Origin of the sequence: Alteromonas sp. KUL17, from assembly GCF_006538305.1 — a bacterium.
Lineage (GTDB): Bacteria > Pseudomonadota > Gammaproteobacteria > Enterobacterales > Alteromonadaceae > Alteromonas > Alteromonas macleodii.
Genome location: NZ_BJKJ01000009.1, coordinates 63,510 through 80,704, shown reverse-complemented (window position 1 = coordinate 80,704; position 17,195 = coordinate 63,510). Strand labels below are relative to the sequence as shown.

The window sequence follows — 17,195 nt, the reverse complement described above, 5'->3', positions numbered from 1 at the left end:
GCAGGTTATAGATTCAGCCATGTACCTGCAGCGTTTCGCATATCTACTTTAGCTTTCAATCGTTTAGCCAACAGAAATAAGCCACCTAGCTTCCTGTGTATAAACAGGGCATCTACTGGCGGCGTGTGCCAAAAATTGTGCTCCATAGTCAGCGCTATTCCCTTTTCGTGAAGCCTTGCAATAAGGTCGCTTTGTCCAAAGTCATAAGTGCCCTTGCAGCGAATCGCTTCACACGCCTCCATACCAATGTTTATGACGGCGTCGACTTGCGTTTGAGAGTGGCTCTCGTCAATTAATCCTATGCGAAACGCGGCTTGCTGCATCATCGCTCTATCGTTGGCTGCGGCGCTGTTGAGTAACGCTTGATACTGGGCTGAAATGGCGTCAGGCACATCCCGTGTAGCACCAAAATCTAACAGAACGATTTCTTTTGTATCGGGTTTAAACTGGTAGTTGGCTAAGTTAGGGTCGCTCTGCAGCAGCTTAAAATGAAAAATTTCATTAAAAAATAAAGTCATTAGCGCCGTCATCACGGCATCTCGGACGTCCTGAGGCTCGTTTAATAGCGCATCTAAGTCTTGCGCCTCTATGAAATCCATCGCTAACACGGTACTGGTGGTAAGGGGAGCAAAGGTTTGCGGAATGACAAACGCATTACTCCCCTTGTTTTGGATGTCGGTGCTTTCAACCAACGCGCGATAACGGTTGAGCATGTCAGCTTCTCGCACATAATCAGCTTCTTGGTGAAGCTGTGCTTTAGCCTCTTGTAAAAGCGGGTTGATATCTAATGATTTGGGTACCAAGCCAGTAAGTTTTATAAGTGTAGCTACGTTGTCTACATCGCTATCTATGCTTTTTTTCACGCCAGGATACTGCACTTTTACTGCTAACATCCGACCGCCCATCGTAATGACTTTATGCACCTGGCCAATAGAGGCCGCAGCTATAGGGGCAAAGGAAAAGTAAAGTAAGTCATCTTGCCATTTTTCGCCCCAAGACTGATTCAACGTGGCAATTAACTGGTCTTTTGGCATCGGGTCAGCGTCGTCCCGTAATCGCCCTAGAATTACCGCAAGCTCTTCGGGGAGAAAATCTCCTGCATCCATTGAAATAAGCTGCCCGAGCTTCATAGCTGCACCACGCATACTGGCAAGCTGATCTGCAATGTTTGAAATGTTTTTGGGCGTTAAGAGCAGCGAAGACAACGCGGGCTTCTCGCCCTTTAACAGTTGTCCTGCACCTTGTGATACTACGTTACCTGCAATTCTACCTGCCAATGAGCCCAAGCGGCCTATGCGCGATAAACGCGACGACGGTACCGCTCTACTAGAGCGGGTTGGTGATTCAGCGGATTTATTGGGCTTCTCTGCCATAGGCTCACTCAGTTTTATTAAGGGCGAAGGGTGACGTTTGTTTTTTATTGGCTAAACATAACCTAAAAAAGTAACTGGAGTTTATAAATTATACTGTCGGACAAAACGTCTGGATCGGGTTTCCAGCCAAAAGTCATTGAGAACCTGTTGACCATTGCTGTACATCAAAGATCAACAGGACTTAATGTTTAGGAAGTGAGGTTGCCACAGGGCGATCAACGCATAAGACAGCTGTGTAAACAGAAGTCTGATTTAAAAGCCGCGTTTAGATTGCCCAAATTGTACTTAAAAGAAATGTGGACTTGCCGTTCCTAGTCGCTTAGCGCTTTCTTACTAGGCGAGTTGTACAAGGCAATTGTGTGATACCAATCCGCATAGATAATTGCCCACTCAGAAGGCGCTGGCAAGTTTCCTAGCAAAGCGTGGGAATGCAGGAATGGCTGTTCCCTTTCAAATTCCCAGAATGAAGCTAGGAAGCTTGCCAGACCTTCCCGAAGGGCGAGTCTAAAATGTCCGTACTCTTTGTTGTGTCACCTTGATGTAGAACCACTATACCTGCGGTAACACGCCGCGATTACGAACATTCTAACTCTCGCTGAGTGGGTAATGAACTATGCGGATTGGTATAAACACTGTGTGCTAGATTATCTGTGAAATAAATTGAATCACTAGTCCAACAACGCTTCCATAAGCAAACCCAGCCCAGCCACTTGTCGCTCTATAACGCCAAAGTGCTGCACCAAAAAAGCCACACCAAAGCATGGCAGAATAAGTGGATATGAGTCCGCCGCCCATCCCTGTATCTGGCAAAAACAGCATGACGACAAAGGTTAGCGCCATTGCGCCACTTAACGGCACCCACATGATATTTTTCTTATCAGCGAACGCATTGTTTTGTTTGACGTTCTTTGCATCGGCATCTTGCGTTTGCTGTGCATTTTCTGCTTGAACAGCGCACTGAGCTGCTTTAGATGCACGTAGTTTTCGTGCACTACGCTCACTTCTTGATTGGGGTTTCTTGACCTGTGAAGGCAACGGTGATGCAGCGCTATGGGTCATGATGTACCTCATTAACTGAATTTAGTAACTGTTTATCCATAGTTAAGGTAGAGCATGCATGCCAAGATGACTATACGACTTCGGTCTCACACGACAATTAGAAAACGTGTTTTAGATTTTCCCTATTCGAATGCGGCGCTCGAATCAGAGGGGGCAAAGGCTGAGGTAGGCATACATTATCTATAAGAACACCGTGAAGCACGCAAACAAAAAAGCCCACCCGCAATCACTGCCGTTTGACAAGGAATGCGGGTGGGCTTTCACAAACTTATACCGTTAGGTATTAGTGAAGGTCGCTATTTTGGCTTTTGAAGCTTACTTCCAGCAAATTTACGCTATCAGCAAAGGTCAGGGTTTTGATATCACCCTTGCCTTCTACATTTAGCGTATTCACTTGTTTTGGCCACAAGTCACGCAATGCATCATGGCGAATTTTAATGCCTTCAAGTACAGGCGGCTCAGCAGTTTCCTGATAAACCCAAAAGTGCTTACCTTCAACTTCAAAGCCAACATCAGCAAGCTTTAATGGCTCGCCTGCTGCATTTAAAATTGCAAAGTGGTGGGCGACGTAATCAGCGAATTGTTGCTGCGTTTCTATGTCGTCCATAATATCTGCGTGCTTGTCGAACAATGCCTTAACCGCGTGTTCAGCATCGTGCAAATTAAAGCGGTGCATCACCTCAATATTTTCTGTTCTAGGATTGAACAGTACCGTGGTAATTGCTGCTTTTATTTGATGCGCTTGGGCTGCAGTGCTGTACGACATTGCGCTAACTAATAGCGCAGCCGTAATTGCGAATGCACTTACGCTTGCAAGCAGAGCATGAGCGCTCTGCTGCAAGCGAGCCAAAGACAACTTATTCGTCATCTTTGTCCTCGTCGTCGGTTTTCAGTTCGGTCTTTGAGTCGTGCATAAGGTCGCGGTACTCGTAAGTGTTACGCGGCTTATTCTTATACGCTTCAATACGCGAAGGAATGATACGACGCGGGTAGTGGTTATTTTCCACATCTACGTCTGCGGTTTCCCAGTGCGGATCAACGGTTACGCTTACCAGCTCTTTGTCTTTGTCGGTAACAATAAGCTTGCTTACGGCTTTAGGTGTACGACGCCAGATTTCCGCAGGAATACGCATTTCTTCTTTCGTGCCGTCTTCAAACGTTAGTTCAAGAATGATTGGCATCACCAACCCACCCTTGTTGCTGAAATCTAGCACGTAGTAGTTTTTGTCTTCTTTCACCGCACGCTCAAACGCTTTACGCTCCCAAGGCTCAAGATCTTTCAAGAATTTCTTGTACTTGTTACGCTCTTTGTTAGTTACGGTGTAACGATCGTTTTCGTCGTAGAAGTCACTGATATCTTCAAAGCGATCTACCCAAAGCTTTTTGCCTTCTTCTTTATTACGAAGGTCGGTAAGTGACTTCGGTTTTTCCATTTCTGCTTCGCGCTCGCGAGCAAAATCGATATCTGGATCTTCAGTGTCTAAACGAAGCTTGTATACGCTGTCTAGGCTAATATCTACATGGTCTGTGGTGTAAAACCAACCACGCCAGAACCAGTCTAGGTCAACGCCTGACGCCTCTTCCATAGTGCGGAAGAAATCTGATGGTGTAGGACGTTTAAACATCCAACGCTGCGCGTACTCTTTAAACGCGAAATCAAACAGCTCACGGCCAAGAATAGTTTCGCGAAGAATGTTAAGCGCTACTGCAGGCTTGGTATAGGCATTTGGGCCAAGGCGAAGTACTGAGTCAGACTGGGTCATAATTGGCACCTGCGTCTGAGACTTCATGTAGCCAGTGATATCACGTGGCTCAACGCCCCAAGGGATCGTAGGATCCCACTCGCGACCGGCAACGCCGTCTAGGAAGCTGTTCAGACCTTCATCCATCCATGTCCACTGACGCTCGTCAGAGTTAACCGTCATAGGGAAATAGATATGACCTACTTCGTGAATAACTACGCCAATAAGGAAGCGTTTTTCAGCAAGCGAGTACGTGCGCGAACCATCGTCACGAAGTTCTGTACGCGGACCGTTAAAGGTGATCATGGGGTATTCCATGCCGCCAACCGGGCCATTTACTGACTGGGCTACTGGGTATGGGTAATCGAAACTAAAACGGCTATAAACATCCATGGTGTGGATGATTGATTCAGTAGAATACTTCTGCCATAGCTCGCCACCTTCTTTCGGGTAGAAAGACATAGCCATTACCAATGGTTGAGTGTCACCGCCTTGCTGATAACCACGCGCATCCCACGCAAATTTACGCGAAGAGGCCCATGCAAAGTCACGTACGTTTTCTGCCTTAAAGGTCCAGGTTTTAAGCTTAGTCGTGCCTTCTTTTTCGTTCTCAATTGCTTCTTCTGGTGAAACAATGAATACGATACGGTCAGCTTTTTCTGCCTTTTTCAGACGGTCGCGCTGTGTTTTAGTTAACACGTCTTTCGGGTTTTGAAGCACACCCGTTGACGATACGATGTGGTCAGCAGGAACTGTAATATCTACTTCGTAGTTACCGAACTCTAGCGTGAACTCACCACGGCCAATAAATTCTTTATTAGTCCATGCTTCGTAGTCGGTGTATGCAGCTAGGCGTGGGAACCACTGTGCTAGCAAGAAGATGTCGTTACCACCTTCACGTTCGTCATCTGGGAAGTGCTCGTAACCTGCACGTGCTGAAACAGCGTCTTCTTCTACAATGTTAAACGCAAAATCGATATCGAACGTAACTTTGCTGCCTGGCTTCAACGGTTGAGCCAAGTCAACACGCATCAAGGTGCCAACTACTGTGTGACGTAAGTCATTGCCCGCTTTGTCTTCAACACGAGAAATGGTATAGCCCAGCTCGTTGTCGTCAACAAACTGCTGACGGCGCAATGCACCCATGCTTAGCTTAGCTGGCGCATCGCCGCTAGCAGCTTGCGTACCCGGCCCGCGGTTACCGATACCGCCAAACGTGGTAGTAAGCGCAGACATTGAATCGTCGCGGAATTTGTTTTGGTCAAGCTGGATCCACAAGTACTTAAGCGTATCTGGCGCGTTGTTGTGGTAAGTAATGGTTTCGCTTGCTTCAATGCGGCGTTTGTCTTCAAGTAGCTTTACGTCAATATCGTAATCTACTTGTTGTTGCCAATATTGGTGGCCTGGCTCACCAGCGGCGTTACGGTATACGTTTGGAGTAGGAAGAACTTCGTCCAGCTGACGGAATTTATCTTCGAAATCGCCTTTAGTTTGTTTAATAGCGGCGGTACTAGGAAGAGAAATCAGCATAGACAACACTGGCGCTAGCCAGAAAAAGTGTCGTTTTGCGGTGCTCATGCAGGTTCCTTGCAACTTGTAAGTTAGAATTGTTATAAGATAACACCGCCTAGTATATAAGTATGCCTGTCACAATCCAATTTTTTGACCGTAAACTAACCATGTTTTAACGCAAAAAAACTGTAACAGATCGTTTTGTTTCGCGCTTTAACTGTCGTATTCTTAAGCTCTTGTTTTCTTTTTTCTTCCCCCTATGAACCGTTTTAATTGGCAACGTGCCGTTATAAAAGTTGGCAGTGCGCTTATTGCTCCTGAAGGCAATGAGTGTAGTGGGCGTTATTTACTGTCTCTTGCTCGATTTATTACTGCTAGTCGCGAAGCTGGCAAAGAAATTATTCTTGTCTCTTCTGGCAGTGTTGCCGCGGGCCGCAGCAAAGTGAAGGTTCGTCACAACGCATCTATTGCAGAAAAACAAGCCATGGCTGCGATCGGCCAGAATTTAATGATGGCCAACTGGCAGCGCTTTTTCGACTTTCCCTGTGCACAAGTATTGTTAACGGCGGATGATCTACGCGATAGAACCCGCTACGTAAATATTAAAAATACCTTGCGCGAAATTTTGAATCACAATGCGTTACCTATTGTGAATGAAAACGACACCGTAGCTGTCAACGAACTCAAAGTGGGTGATAACGATAACTTGGGTGCTTACACTGCCCTGGTCGCCCAAGCAGACACCCTCATTATCTGCTCAGATATCGACGGTTTATTTACCGCAGACCCAAGAAAAGACGCCAGCGCCACACTCATTCCACAGGTAGATAAAATAGACAGCACTATTTACGGCCTTGCCGGCGGCGCTGGAACAGCGGTAGGAACTGGTGGCATGCGCACAAAAATTGAAGCGGCAGATAAGTGCACCAGTAGCGGTATTCAAACTCTTATTGTCAACGGGCGAAAAGGCGAAACCTTCGATGCATTACTTGAAGGTAAAGTGCCGGGAACCCTATTTAATGCTAGTAGCACTCCCGCTAGCGCGCGCAGACTGTGGCTTACCCATACTCTTAAAACCGCTGGCAGAATAGACGTTGATAGCGGTGCGAAAGAGGCGTTAGTGCGAAAAGGCGCGTCATTACTGCCATCGGGTATTGTTGATGTCGTCGGTTTGTTTGAACAAGGCGATGCTGTTGAAGTGGTGTGCCAAGGCGAAGTTATTGCCAAGGGGCTTTGCCTGTATAACGCAAAAGACTTAACGCTTATAAAAGGGAAAAAGTCGAAAGAAATTGCCAGTGTGTTAGGTTATGAAACAACGGATGTTGCCATTCACCGTGACGATATGGTGCTTTACTCATAGCGCTACTCAAAAGAATCGCTGCAATAGACTACCGCACATTAAACATTAATTGGCGTTAGTCGTTCATCGATTTTCATTATTTGCGCCAACAACAAAGCGATACATTTATTCACTAAGGGACGATCATGACTGATATCACACCTACACTTGCCGACTACCCTTACAAAGTCACTATCGCCACGCGTTGGCAAGACAATGATGCGTACGGACATATCAACAATGTTGTGTACTATGGTTTCTTTGATACCGCGGTAAACCGTTTTTTAATTGAAGAAGGTGGGCTAGATATACACAACGGGCAATCCGTGGCGTATGTGGTAAGCAGTCAGTGTCAGTACATTGCTCCGGCAGCCTACCCTGAAGACATTTTTGTAGGCTTGCGCGTTATCAAAATTGGAAGAAGTTCAGTGACTTATGGTCTGTCGGTTTATGCCGGAGAGAATAAGCGACGCGTGGCTCATGGCCAATTTGTGCATGTGTTTGTAGATAGAAAAACCGACAGGGCCATTCCTATTCCTGTTAATGTGAAAACAGCGTTAGAGTCGATTGTGGAAGTAATGTAGAGCATGGCAAAAATGACGAAACACAATGCATCACAAGCGATGAGCAACGGCAAACAAAAGCAGGTTGTTTTTCTAGACGCCGAAACCATGGATTTGCCCAGTCTTGATACCTCTTCACTCGATGACGTACAAAACAATTTCGACGCCGCGATTACGCTTCATCAACAAACTCAAGCCGAAGACGTTGCCGAGCGCATTAAAAATGCCGATGCTGTGCTGGTTAACAAAGTCGTGCTACAAGCCAAAGATTTACAGCAGGCCAGTCAGCTTCGCTATATTGGTGTAACTGCGACCGGCATGAACAATATCGATCGTGATTACTGCGAACAGGCTGGTATTACCGTTCAAAATGTAGAGGGCTATGGCACAGACAGCGTCGCTCAACATACGTTGACCTTGGCACTAAATTTGGCCACCAATTTTGTGGCGTATCAGCGCGATATGCGCAATCAAGCATGGTCTGCATCTTCTCATTTCTGCTTACTCAATCATCCCGTGGTGGAATTGGCGGGTAAGCATGCGGTAATTGTTGGGCATGGCGAGCTTGGCAAGCGTGTAGAGGCATTGTTTAAGGCTATGGGTATGCAGGTGAGTATCGCTGCACGCCCAGGTAAACGAGACGACCCTCGTCCAAGTCTTGCATCGCTTTTACCAAATGCCGATGTGGTAAGTCTTCATTGCCCGCTTACTGAAGCCACCGACAAGCTTCTTAATGCCAAGACGTTGTCGCTGATGAAGCCAACCGCTTTTCTCATTAATACGGCTCGCGGCGGTTTGATTGATGAGGAGGCACTCTATCATGCGCTTAAAAACAATCAAATTGGTGGCGCGGGATTAGATGTATTAAGTGTCGAGCCTCCGCCTGTTGATCATATATTGCTTAAAAAGGCACTACCTAACTTGCTGGTAACGCCGCATAATGCGTGGATTGGTAATGGCGCTAGGCAAAAACTGCTAGATAGTGCTATTGACCATTTATCTGCCCACTTATCTTCTTGTTTATCAGCTTCCCAGGGCTAGAACACCGCTATGAATAACGCAACCTTATTTGCTCTGTGCTGCCTGATTTGGGGCTCAACCTGGATAGCCATCACTTACCAAATAGGGCATACCTCTGAAACGTTTGCCATTGCGCTGCGTTATTTATTGGCGTCGGCCTGTTTAGGGATTTACTGTGTTATTAGGCGTTTGCCGCTTAAGCTACCGGTACATGTTCATGTGAAAATGGCCGCAGTCGGTCTCTTTTTATACAGCTTAAATTACACGCTGCTGTATATGGCGCAAGCGCACATAATTAGCGCGCTGTTAGCCCTTATGAGTTCTTATATTATCTACATTAATGTTGTGCTTCGGCGATGGTGGCTTAAAGAGCCTATAAGAAAAGAAGTGGTTATAGGTGCTACATTTGGCTTGCTGGGCATTGTGTGTTTGTTTGTACCGGAGTTTTCCAAAGTCTCCATGGATGCGGCGCTTGCTACCGGCCTCGCTATAGCGTTTGTCAGCTTTTTCTGCGCCTCAACAGGTAACGTTATCTCCGAGCGTATTTTGACCTCGGGTACGCCTGTTATCCAAATGAACTTCTATGCCATGAGCTATGCCATGGTGCTGCTTTTCATCACCTCACTGGCAATGCCGGGTAAGTTGGTCATTCCTACCCAACCCGAGTTCTATCTGTCGCTGCTTTATCTGGCTATCTTTGGCTCTGTGTTTGCGTTTGGCGCGTACATGAAACTGTTAAAGCAAATGGGCGCTGACAAGGCTGCATATGTGGTCTTGGTATACCCCATGGTTGCACTGGTTATTTCCACCTTTTTCGAAGGCTATACCTGGAGCGTTTTATCTGTGGTTGGGGTGGTCATTGTGCTGGTGGGCAACGCCATTGCAATGGGGAAAGTTCCCCGCTTTATGCGTCGCCCACCGGTGTCGAGCTAGGAGCTGGTAAAACCGTTTATTTGAGCGCGTTGATTTTCTTATTCAGTTCGTAAGCAGGCTCGGTAACAATGGTTTCAAGGGTTTCGATTCGCGCCATCAAAGCTTCAATCTGCGCATCTTTTTCCTCTAAACGCTGCTGCTGTTTGTCGGTCACGCTTTTAACGAACGGGTTGCTGCACTCGCCGTTCATCCAGTCGTTTAGTCGCCACTGAAATTTTGCGTCTAAGTAGCTTGCCAAAAGCACAAGCGACGTGATGCTGCCAATTAACAAAACTATACTTAACGTAGACATAATTTTTTCCTAATCCAAATTTCAAGGTTGAAGGCTTTTAGGGAAAATGCCCTAAACGCACGTTACTGTACTTACTGTTTTAACTAGTCATTCTCTGTTCAAAAAAATTACAGCATTGGCGAAAAAAGTTTGTAATAAAAATTCGCGGGGGCAGACTGATAGAAGTAACACAATAAAATAACAACAGTTTTTGTGATTAGGGATGTGACGTTGGGGCAGGGTTTTGAAGATGTTTTTGCGCAATACGGGGCAATACTGAGCCGTGTAGCCAACAGCTATGAAGCAAACGAAGCGATGCAGCAAGAATTATTGCAAGAAATTGCTATTGCCGTCTGGCAGGGGCTGTCTCGCTTTAAGGGCGATAGCAGCGTGAAAACCTATATTTTGAAGATAGCTCATAACCGCGCAGTTACTCACGTAGCAAATCAAGTGAAGCGTCTCGATACCCATCAATATGACCACGATGATTTGGGCTCTGACGGGTTCGCGAGTACTACCCATTCACCAGAGGAAATGTCTAGTCAACACCAGTCATTAGAACGCCTACTTCGCGCGGTACGGGCACTTCCATTGCAGTCAAGACAAGTGCTAACGCTTTCTCTTGAAGGCTTAAGTTACGATGAAATTGCAGACGTCTGTGGTCTGACTAAAAATCATGTTGGTGTGATATTAAAGCGCGCCAAGCAAAGTATCATGCAGGAGCAACCGCATGCATAATTCAGATAAAGAGAATCAAACGAACCCGCCCGTATCAGTAGACGATGCGCAAAATGATGGCCTTTCTGCGCTATGGCAAGCTCAGCCAGTTACGACTATCAACCTCTCGGAAGTAAAAGCCAGTTTAAGCAGTGAGCGAACCAAGCAACGCTGGTATATGGTGGTTGACTCCTTAGCGTTTATCCCAGCGATCTACTTGCTAGTTGTTACTTGGGAAAAGTTCACTTTTGTTGCCCACGCGATGTTTGTTTTTATGCTGATCACTGCTCTTCCCCTGCTTGTTTATCAGCTGTGGTTAAGAAGAGTGGCTGCATTTTCAAAAGACACTCAAACCGCTGACCACCTAACGCAGCTAATAAAGCAAATTAAGAATAACGTGAAGATTGCTGTAATCACTAAACACTCGACATGGACTGCAGTGTTATTTGGATGTGCCTTTCTGGTGGAGCGCTATTTTTATGGGGAGCTTACCCCAGAGAAAGTTACGAAGATGGCTATAGTTATGACTTCCATGAGCGTTGTAATGCTCGTGTGGTATGTATGGGCGCACAAAAGACAAAAGCGTTTTGAGCGTCAACTCGAAACGCTTGAGAAGATGGCACAGCAGCGTTAAGGGCGCATGAGTGCAAAAGTAAGATGTTTTGACTTTGAGCGCTTAATTGTTATTACTTGTGCTCGGAGTGCTCACATTATCTTTCAGATCTTGCTCTGCGCTTTCATCGGACTCGTCAGATTCACTGTCGTCTTCATCACTATCTCTGCGGGTTCTGTCATCACCCAAGAAAAACTCATAATAAAGGTCTAACGCGAACTCAGATTGGTCTTCCAGTGTGGTTTGAATGGCTTCTAAATATAAACTAGGTAGAAGCTGATATTTTACCGCCAAGTCAGGCGGTAGTTGTCTGCGTCGTAGCGTGCTGTTGGCGTCGTTGTTACTTAGACCAACGTCCACATTGTATTCCACAGATAATCGCTCGTTAATCTGCCCTCTTACCGACAGTAAATCTTCGTTTGTACTTAAACTAAAATCATCAATACCTAGCGCGCTTCCCACTTGACCTGTCAGGGTTTTGGTGTTGGATAAACCAAAACCTACCAGCAGCGCAGCGTAGTTAGGATCTTGTGTGCCCGAGTTCGGTCCAGAACCTGTGAGTAGATATGACAATACGCCCTGTTGATCCATCGCAGGCTCAGAGAAAAGGTTAATACTTGGCGAGTCAGCCGCGCCATCAATTCGGATACCTGCAATTACGTCGTCATCGGTTTTAGCCGGGTCGCGGATGGCTTCGACCAGCAACAAAGGTTGGTCAATTGGGCCGTTAAATTGTACTTCACCGGTTTGAATAATTAACTGTTGTCCGTAAGCGTTGTATCGACCATTTAAAATTTGAAGGTCACCATAGCCCACAAGTGCAGGTTGAGTGTTTACGCGAATGCCACCATACAAACTTGCAGTAAGGCCAAACGCTTCGAGTTTTACTTCTTCGGTTTTGTTTTTGTCGATGTTTACCAATACCGAAGCGTGGACGATATCTAGCGGTTCCTCTCTATCCGGTTCGCCACGCAGGTGCACGTCTTTTGATGGGGAAACAGCACTCTCAGGTAGCGACTCTATTTCAATTCTCGCCCAAGGAATATTTACCTCGCCACTCACGTCCACTTTTTCTTTTGTGGCGGCGATATCGATATTCGGTGATACCTTGAGTCGAATGTTTGGCTGACGAATTTCGAAACCGTTTCCTTTTAAATTAAATGTCGCACTGGGGTTGGATGACCAGTCTAACTCGCCTTTTAACGCCCCTTTTCCTCCGCCTAGTAAGAAGATGCCGTCTAGTGCAGCGGTTTGACCATTAAGCGATACTTTTTGATTCCAATCGGCCAGTGTCACAGGTGTATCTTGTATATCAATAGCGCCATTTGAAACTGTCAATTCACCGTTAAGCGTAGGGTCGTCAATGTAACCACTTAACGATACGTTCCCATTTAACTTTCCTGTAAGGGTTCTGATAGCAGGGGAAAGGGGTTTGAATGGTGCAACATTAAGCCCTTGCATCTCTAGTTTACCATCGAGTGGTATACGCGATTCGAAAGGACGGGTATTCAAGGTTAGTGTTGCATCCCCGACATCTTGGCTTGAGATCACAGATGTTGATGCTAACTGCCCCTGCTTTATCTCTCCTTTAGTTTCTATGGAGTTAATAGTGAGCGTTAGCGGGCGCGTTTCACCAAGTTGCCATGGCGCAGAACTCATAGACGCAGTAAATGTGGCATCGATGGGATCGTTAGCCGAGTAGCTGCCTTTGGTTTTTACGGTAAGTGTTGCTTGTGAGGGACTTGAAACAACAGTAGGCGCTAACTCGTTCGCCCACAACCCGATGGGCAGCGCCGTCGCGCTGATATCCCAACTGGCTTTGTTTTGTTGATAATTCACGTTTGAAATACACAGCTCACCTTCTTTTCGAGAGGTCCAACAGTGCTGACCTATTTTAGCCGTTATAGGTGAGGTGCCTATATCTACACTGAACGGGCTTGATAGCGTCCACTGCATATTAGCGAGCTTCAATGCCGTATCACTAATTTCCCCCACCCAGTGATTGTTCGTCCATGCACCTTTTAAAGACAGCCCAATATTATTGTTGGGCACAGCTAGGTCAATATCTGCGGTATGGTCGCGATAGGTACCGTTAACTTTGATTTCGCCGTTCAATGGTCCTTGCTTTGCGGCAGAGGCATTTAAATTGGGTGACACAGCAATATTAGATAGGGCGAGTGTGCCGTTAGCACTTGGGTTTTGCCAAGGACCGGCGGCTGTGATATTGCCACTTATCGCACCTGTCACTTCTGGGTATAGGCTTGAAATAGCGTTAACGTTTATCGCAATATTTGCATTTAAATGCCGCTTATTCAGTACTTGAGCAATGGCGCGTATCGTGTTTCGCTCTTGCTCGTGTTCTTGAATGATATTGACGTTAGTAACGAATAAGTCGCTGGGGCCAGCATAAACCGCATTCCCCTTCACCTGAAGCGGTTTGCCCTGAAGTACACCCGAGACAGTCATATCTCTTAGGCTCATGTGTAATCCGCCGCGCTCAGAGTATTGCAATATACTGTCTATTTCTCCGCTAATTTTTTCAGGCGCATAAGTGCTGAATTGCCGCCCTGATACATTCTTAAGCGTTGTCTTACCTTCCCACGCGATACTCTCATTTAGATAAAGGGTACCTGTGTTGGTTAAGCTCCCTTCCAAAGCGTTTATATTGGCTTGATTAACAAAAATATTGTTCTTTTTCAGCACCACATCAAGTGATACCGGTACATTGCCAATGTCAGGCAATGTAGCTGCGCCAGCTCCTTTAAGTACGTAATCACCCATGGTGCCGGAAAGCGTTAACTGTCCTTCTTTGAGCGTAGTGTTTTCCACTGTCGGTATGGCTTGTTCTTGCCAGTTCGCAGTGAATTCTATGGGAAGGTTACTGTCTAGAATGTTGGCCATTAGGTTAGCGTTTGCGGTTACCGCGCCTTTGGCTACAACTGACAGCGTTAAGTCGTCCAACGCACCCGCGGCCGCTACACTCAGTTCTTGTGGTGTGTCGCCAAGCTTCGTTTTCGCGTTAATAGCCACATTTAATGGGAAGTTTCCGTCAAGTGTTGCGCTCGCTTTTCCTTTCACCTCACCTTGTTCATGTACAACGGTCATTTCTTCAATAGCGACATCGCTGCCCTTAAAGTGAGCCTCTAACAGCGAGATGAGTGAAATGTGTTGTTTGCTCTCCCCTTGAATTATGTGTAGATCTTCTACTAAAAAAGTACCAAGAGACAAAGGAATAGGCGTAGCTATATTTGGTAGTACGGGGACGTCGTAGCTTAGTGAGTATGACGTAGGCAAAGCGCTATCAGCACTTGGAGCCTGTTCTTTTTTGGGAGCAGGCTGCTCACTATTAGTTTCCGATGCATTGGTCATGGCTGCCGGTGAAGAGCTGGCAGCTTCATCTTGGTTTAGCAGAGCAATGCGAACACCTTTCGCGGCGATGCTGTCAAGTATGAGGTCGCTATTTCCTTCAAAATCGGTTAGCTCTAGTTCATCAATTTCTACTGTTGTCGTAAGTAGAGCAAGTTTGATATTCGTTAGCGCTAAATACCCAACATCAATAGGAAGCGGTAATTCAATCTGGCCACCTGCAGGTGCATCATCGGAAGAGTCAGGCGCGTTTGAGCGCTGTGTAAGCGTAGCGTTTTCCAGCGTGACTTCATTGACACATACTCTAGGCTCAAACAAACAACGCCAGGTAATATCAATGTAGGCATATTGTGCAGACACCTTCCATTGCGGGTTTTCCCACTCCACATTATGCACTTCTAGTGTGTCAGCAAACCCACCGTCAATGGCATCGATGGAGAGGTTTTCAACAAACGTGTTGGCCAGTAACTTAACGGTAGGGCCGCCTAAGGGACTTATCAAAACGGCATACAACGCGACCAGTATAAGAACCGGTGAAAGTAAAATAGCCGAAAGCGTACGTTTTCTCATAGCTCAGGCCCCAACAAAATATGTAACTGCCATGTATTCTCGTCTGGCGCAAAGCCTCTTGCCACGTAAAGTCTGACTGGACCAATTGGTGAAAGCCAATGTACACCAGGTCCAACGCTATATGTCAGCGTTGTGCTGGTGTCGTTTGTTGCTGTACCTGCATCGACAAACGCTGCCACTCTCCAATTATCTGACACTTGATAGGCATACTCTACACTCGATGTAGCAAGGTACTTCCCTCCAATAGAGTCAACAATGAGTTCTCCTGTTTCTGGATCAATGACTTCAGCTGTCGGAGAAATTTCGCGATAGTCGAAGCCGCGAACACTTTTATCGCCCCCTGCATAGAAACGCAACGACGTTGGCACTTCATCAAAACTATTGGTTTTAATAACCCCCGCTTCACCGCGTATGGTTATTCTGTGCACATTGTTAAAGGTACGGATAAGCGTGGCTTCAACCACGGCTTTAGCAAAATCGATATCAGAACCATAACCTTCTCTGCCTATTTGAGTGAGCATTTGAAGGTAGGTACCATTATTAATGTTGAGCTCACTGTCTTTATCGCGATAGGTTAACGAGTACCCGGGTAATACTAGGGACGTGGTGTTTGTACTCAATTCCCCTTGATCATAAGTTTCACGTAGATAGGTCACCGAGCCATCGTGTTGCCATGGTGAATTGTCATGTTGCCAGTAACGGTGTGCAGACAAAGATAAGGTTTCACTCTCAAAGGAAGTGTTGCTGTACTCTATAAATTGGTAACCCGCCTCTATACTCGCGTAATCCCGCGTTATGTTTCTCATAGGTATACGGTAGTCGGCAGTCACTGATTGTTCTGGCGCAGAAATGAAAATATCAGATGAAACAGAGTGCCCTTTACTATTCACCCAAGGACGCTCCCATCCCAAGCGAACCCGTGGGCCCGTGTCAGTGGCTGCGCCAACAGAAACGTTAAATGCGTCTGTGGGTCTGTGAAGTAACGATACCTCAACCGGTACCAGCAAACCATCAGCCTCACTTACAACCGGGCGAGCAATAACGCGGGTAAAATACCCAGATTGATTAAGGCTTCTGTTGAAATCGGCAAGTGTTGCTGAAGAGTACGCATCGCCTGTTTTAAACGGCTTTAGCCGCTCAATGATGGCTTTCGCCTTGTCATCGCCAATAAATTTTAGCTCTCCAAATTGGTACTGGGGCCCGCTTTGCGCAATCAAAAGTACGTTTGCTTGTTTTTCGTCACGCACTAGGTCGAGACGCGTCGCCTGCCAAAAATAATCAAAATAGCCATTAGATAAGGCGTAGTTAAACATGGACGACTTAAACGACTCGTAAATGGTTTGGTTTAACACGTCGCCTTCTTTAAGCTTTAGTGAATTAAAACGTTCTCTGAAAGCCTTATCTTCACGTCCCGCACCTATTATTTCGCGAGTAACTTTATTTATGGTAAGCGGCGCATTCAAAGCAACATTCACTGTAACCTTGTCGCCCTCTTCAATACTTACCTTGGTCTCGCTGTTGTAATAACCATAGGGTTGAACCGCTGTCGCTACCGTTTCGCCCACTTCATCTTGCCAGTAAGGGTCAGTAAGCAACGATTTTTCCACGTCGAGACTGTTTAAATGCAGGCGGATATTATTACGCAGTTTGTCGTCTTCTACGCCCTGAATGTTATAGGAAATAGGGTCTTGGGCATGTGAAAAAGTAAAGAGAGCACACGCTAGCGTGCACAATGTACTGCCCACCAAAACTCGGACTGCTTTGGTGATTCTGAACATAAATTGTCGGAAAAGATGGTCTTGCAAACTGGCAAGCCCGCTCCAAATCGAAGGCATGAAAAGGCTAAGTCCTTAAGGTAACGCTGGGCTGTGAAGCTTACCGCTTGATGGTAAAATCCATATTATGTCTGTGGTTAATGATACCACATTTGCAATTTGTATCCGCAAACTACGACGAGAGATCAAATAATTGCGCTGACGTCGGTAAATAATACCAATCCGCATAGATAATTGCCCACTCAGAAGGCGCTGGCAAGTTTCCTAGCAAAGCGTGGGAATGCAGGAATGGCTGTTCCCTTTCAAATTCCCAGAATGAAGCTAGGAAGCTTGCCAGACCTT

General features: G+C 46.2%; 13 protein-coding genes. 6 read left to right on the top strand and 7 right to left on the bottom strand.

Annotated elements, in window-relative coordinates; genetic code table 11:
• Positions 1-5: 5 nt before the first annotated feature.
• From KUL49_RS10085 to KUL49_RS10070, 4 genes are all read right to left on the bottom strand, one after another.
• Entirely contained in the window at positions 6-1,373 is a 1,368-nt protein-coding gene (locus KUL49_RS10085) for an AarF/ABC1/UbiB kinase family protein (RefSeq protein ID WP_131137205.1), read from the bottom strand.
• A 639-nt stretch (positions 1,374-2,012) separates the two neighbouring features.
• Positions 2,013-2,432: a hypothetical protein gene (locus tag KUL49_RS10080; protein ID WP_131137204.1), complete on the bottom strand. Its 420-nt coding sequence runs from the start codon at positions 2,430-2,432 to the stop codon at positions 2,013-2,015.
• A 283-nt stretch (positions 2,433-2,715) separates the two neighbouring features.
• Positions 2,716-3,300: a DUF6702 family protein gene (locus KUL49_RS10075; RefSeq protein WP_131137203.1), complete on the bottom strand. Its 585-nt coding sequence runs from the start codon at positions 3,298-3,300 to the stop codon at positions 2,716-2,718.
• The gene (locus KUL49_RS10070; protein WP_014980757.1) at positions 3,290-5,752 is read right to left on the bottom strand and encodes a M1 family aminopeptidase; all 2,463 of its coding nucleotides are present in this window, start codon (positions 5,750-5,752) and stop codon (positions 3,290-3,292) included. Before KUL49_RS10070 ends, KUL49_RS10075 begins: the two co-directional genes overlap by 11 nt.
• A gap of 193 nt (positions 5,753-5,945) precedes the next feature.
• On the opposite strand from KUL49_RS10070, the gene proB reads away from it, so the two are divergent.
• The 4 genes from proB to KUL49_RS10050 all read left to right on the top strand — a co-directional run bounded on the left by proB (position 5,946) and on the right by KUL49_RS10050 (position 9,541).
• Positions 5,946-7,046: a glutamate 5-kinase gene (gene proB, locus KUL49_RS10065; protein WP_014951417.1), complete on the top strand. Its 1,101-nt coding sequence runs from the start codon at positions 5,946-5,948 to the stop codon at positions 7,044-7,046.
• A gap of 125 nt (positions 7,047-7,171) precedes the next feature.
• Positions 7,172-7,609, top strand: coding sequence for a thioesterase family protein (locus tag KUL49_RS10060; RefSeq protein ID WP_131137202.1), 438 nt, complete (start codon positions 7,172-7,174; stop codon positions 7,607-7,609).
• A 3-nt stretch (positions 7,610-7,612) separates the two neighbouring features.
• Entirely contained in the window at positions 7,613-8,629 is a 1,017-nt protein-coding gene (locus KUL49_RS10055; RefSeq protein ID WP_131137201.1) for a D-2-hydroxyacid dehydrogenase, read from the top strand.
• A gap of 9 nt (positions 8,630-8,638) precedes the next feature.
• Entirely contained in the window at positions 8,639-9,541 is a 903-nt protein-coding gene (locus KUL49_RS10050) for a DMT family transporter (protein ID WP_131137200.1), read from the top strand.
• Between the two features lie 16 nt (positions 9,542-9,557).
• Here KUL49_RS10050 and KUL49_RS10045 read toward each other — a convergent pair whose 3' ends face one another.
• The gene (locus tag KUL49_RS10045; RefSeq protein WP_131137199.1) at positions 9,558-9,833 is read right to left on the bottom strand and encodes a hypothetical protein; all 276 of its coding nucleotides are present in this window, start codon (positions 9,831-9,833) and stop codon (positions 9,558-9,560) included.
• Positions 9,834-10,043: 210 nt separating this feature from the next.
• Between KUL49_RS10045 and KUL49_RS10040 the strand changes: the two genes are divergently transcribed.
• Complete coding sequence (locus KUL49_RS10040; protein WP_014980752.1) at positions 10,044-10,550, top strand: RNA polymerase sigma factor; 507 nt, start codon at positions 10,044-10,046, stop codon at positions 10,548-10,550.
• Positions 10,543-11,163 carry a hypothetical protein gene (locus tag KUL49_RS10035; protein WP_131137198.1) on the top strand — a complete coding sequence of 207 codons (621 nt, stop codon included), beginning with the start codon at positions 10,543-10,545 and terminating at the stop codon, positions 11,161-11,163. The genes KUL49_RS10040 and KUL49_RS10035 overlap by 8 nt, the downstream gene beginning before the upstream one ends.
• 42 nt (positions 11,164-11,205) lie before the next feature.
• On the opposite strand, the gene KUL49_RS10030 is transcribed toward KUL49_RS10035, so the two are convergent.
• Together KUL49_RS10030 and KUL49_RS10025 are read right to left on the bottom strand one after the other, a co-directional pair.
• A complete protein-coding gene (locus tag KUL49_RS10030; RefSeq protein ID WP_131137197.1) occupies positions 11,206-15,078 on the bottom strand; it encodes a translocation/assembly module TamB domain-containing protein in 3,873 nt (1,290 codons plus the stop codon).
• Positions 15,075-16,913: an autotransporter assembly complex family protein gene (locus KUL49_RS10025; RefSeq protein ID WP_131137196.1), complete on the bottom strand. Its 1,839-nt coding sequence runs from the start codon at positions 16,911-16,913 to the stop codon at positions 15,075-15,077. The genes KUL49_RS10030 and KUL49_RS10025 overlap by 4 nt, the downstream gene beginning before the upstream one ends.
• Positions 16,914-17,195: the final 282 nt, after the last annotated feature.

What these genes read in the sequence shown, in the direction of transcription:
- KUL49_RS10055 (WP_131137201.1), top strand. Translation starts at nt 7,613, where the DNA reads ATGGCAAAAATGACGAAACACAATGCATCACAAGCGATGAGCAACGGC.
- KUL49_RS10070 (WP_014980757.1), bottom strand. Translation starts at nt 5,752, where the DNA reads ATGAGCACCGCAAAACGACACTTTTTCTGGCTAGCGCCAGTGTTGTCT.
- KUL49_RS10025 (WP_131137196.1), bottom strand. Translation starts at nt 16,913, where the DNA reads ATGCCTTCGATTTGGAGCGGGCTTGCCAGTTTGCAAGACCATCTTTTC.
- KUL49_RS10030 (WP_131137197.1), bottom strand. Translation starts at nt 15,078, where the DNA reads ATGAGAAAACGTACGCTTTCGGCTATTTTACTTTCACCGGTTCTTATA.
- KUL49_RS10050 (WP_131137200.1), top strand. Translation starts at nt 8,639, where the DNA reads ATGAATAACGCAACCTTATTTGCTCTGTGCTGCCTGATTTGGGGCTCA.
- KUL49_RS10045 (WP_131137199.1), bottom strand. Translation starts at nt 9,833, where the DNA reads ATGTCTACGTTAAGTATAGTTTTGTTAATTGGCAGCATCACGTCGCTT.
- KUL49_RS10035 (WP_131137198.1), top strand. Translation starts at nt 10,543, where the DNA reads ATGCATAATTCAGATAAAGAGAATCAAACGAACCCGCCCGTATCAGTA.
- KUL49_RS10060 (WP_131137202.1), top strand. Translation starts at nt 7,172, where the DNA reads ATGACTGATATCACACCTACACTTGCCGACTACCCTTACAAAGTCACT.
- KUL49_RS10080 (WP_131137204.1), bottom strand. Translation starts at nt 2,432, where the DNA reads ATGACCCATAGCGCTGCATCACCGTTGCCTTCACAGGTCAAGAAACCC.
- KUL49_RS10085 (WP_131137205.1), bottom strand. Translation starts at nt 1,373, where the DNA reads ATGGCAGAGAAGCCCAATAAATCCGCTGAATCACCAACCCGCTCTAGT.
- KUL49_RS10075 (WP_131137203.1), bottom strand. Translation starts at nt 3,300, where the DNA reads ATGACGAATAAGTTGTCTTTGGCTCGCTTGCAGCAGAGCGCTCATGCT.
- proB (WP_014951417.1), top strand. Translation starts at nt 5,946, where the DNA reads ATGAACCGTTTTAATTGGCAACGTGCCGTTATAAAAGTTGGCAGTGCG.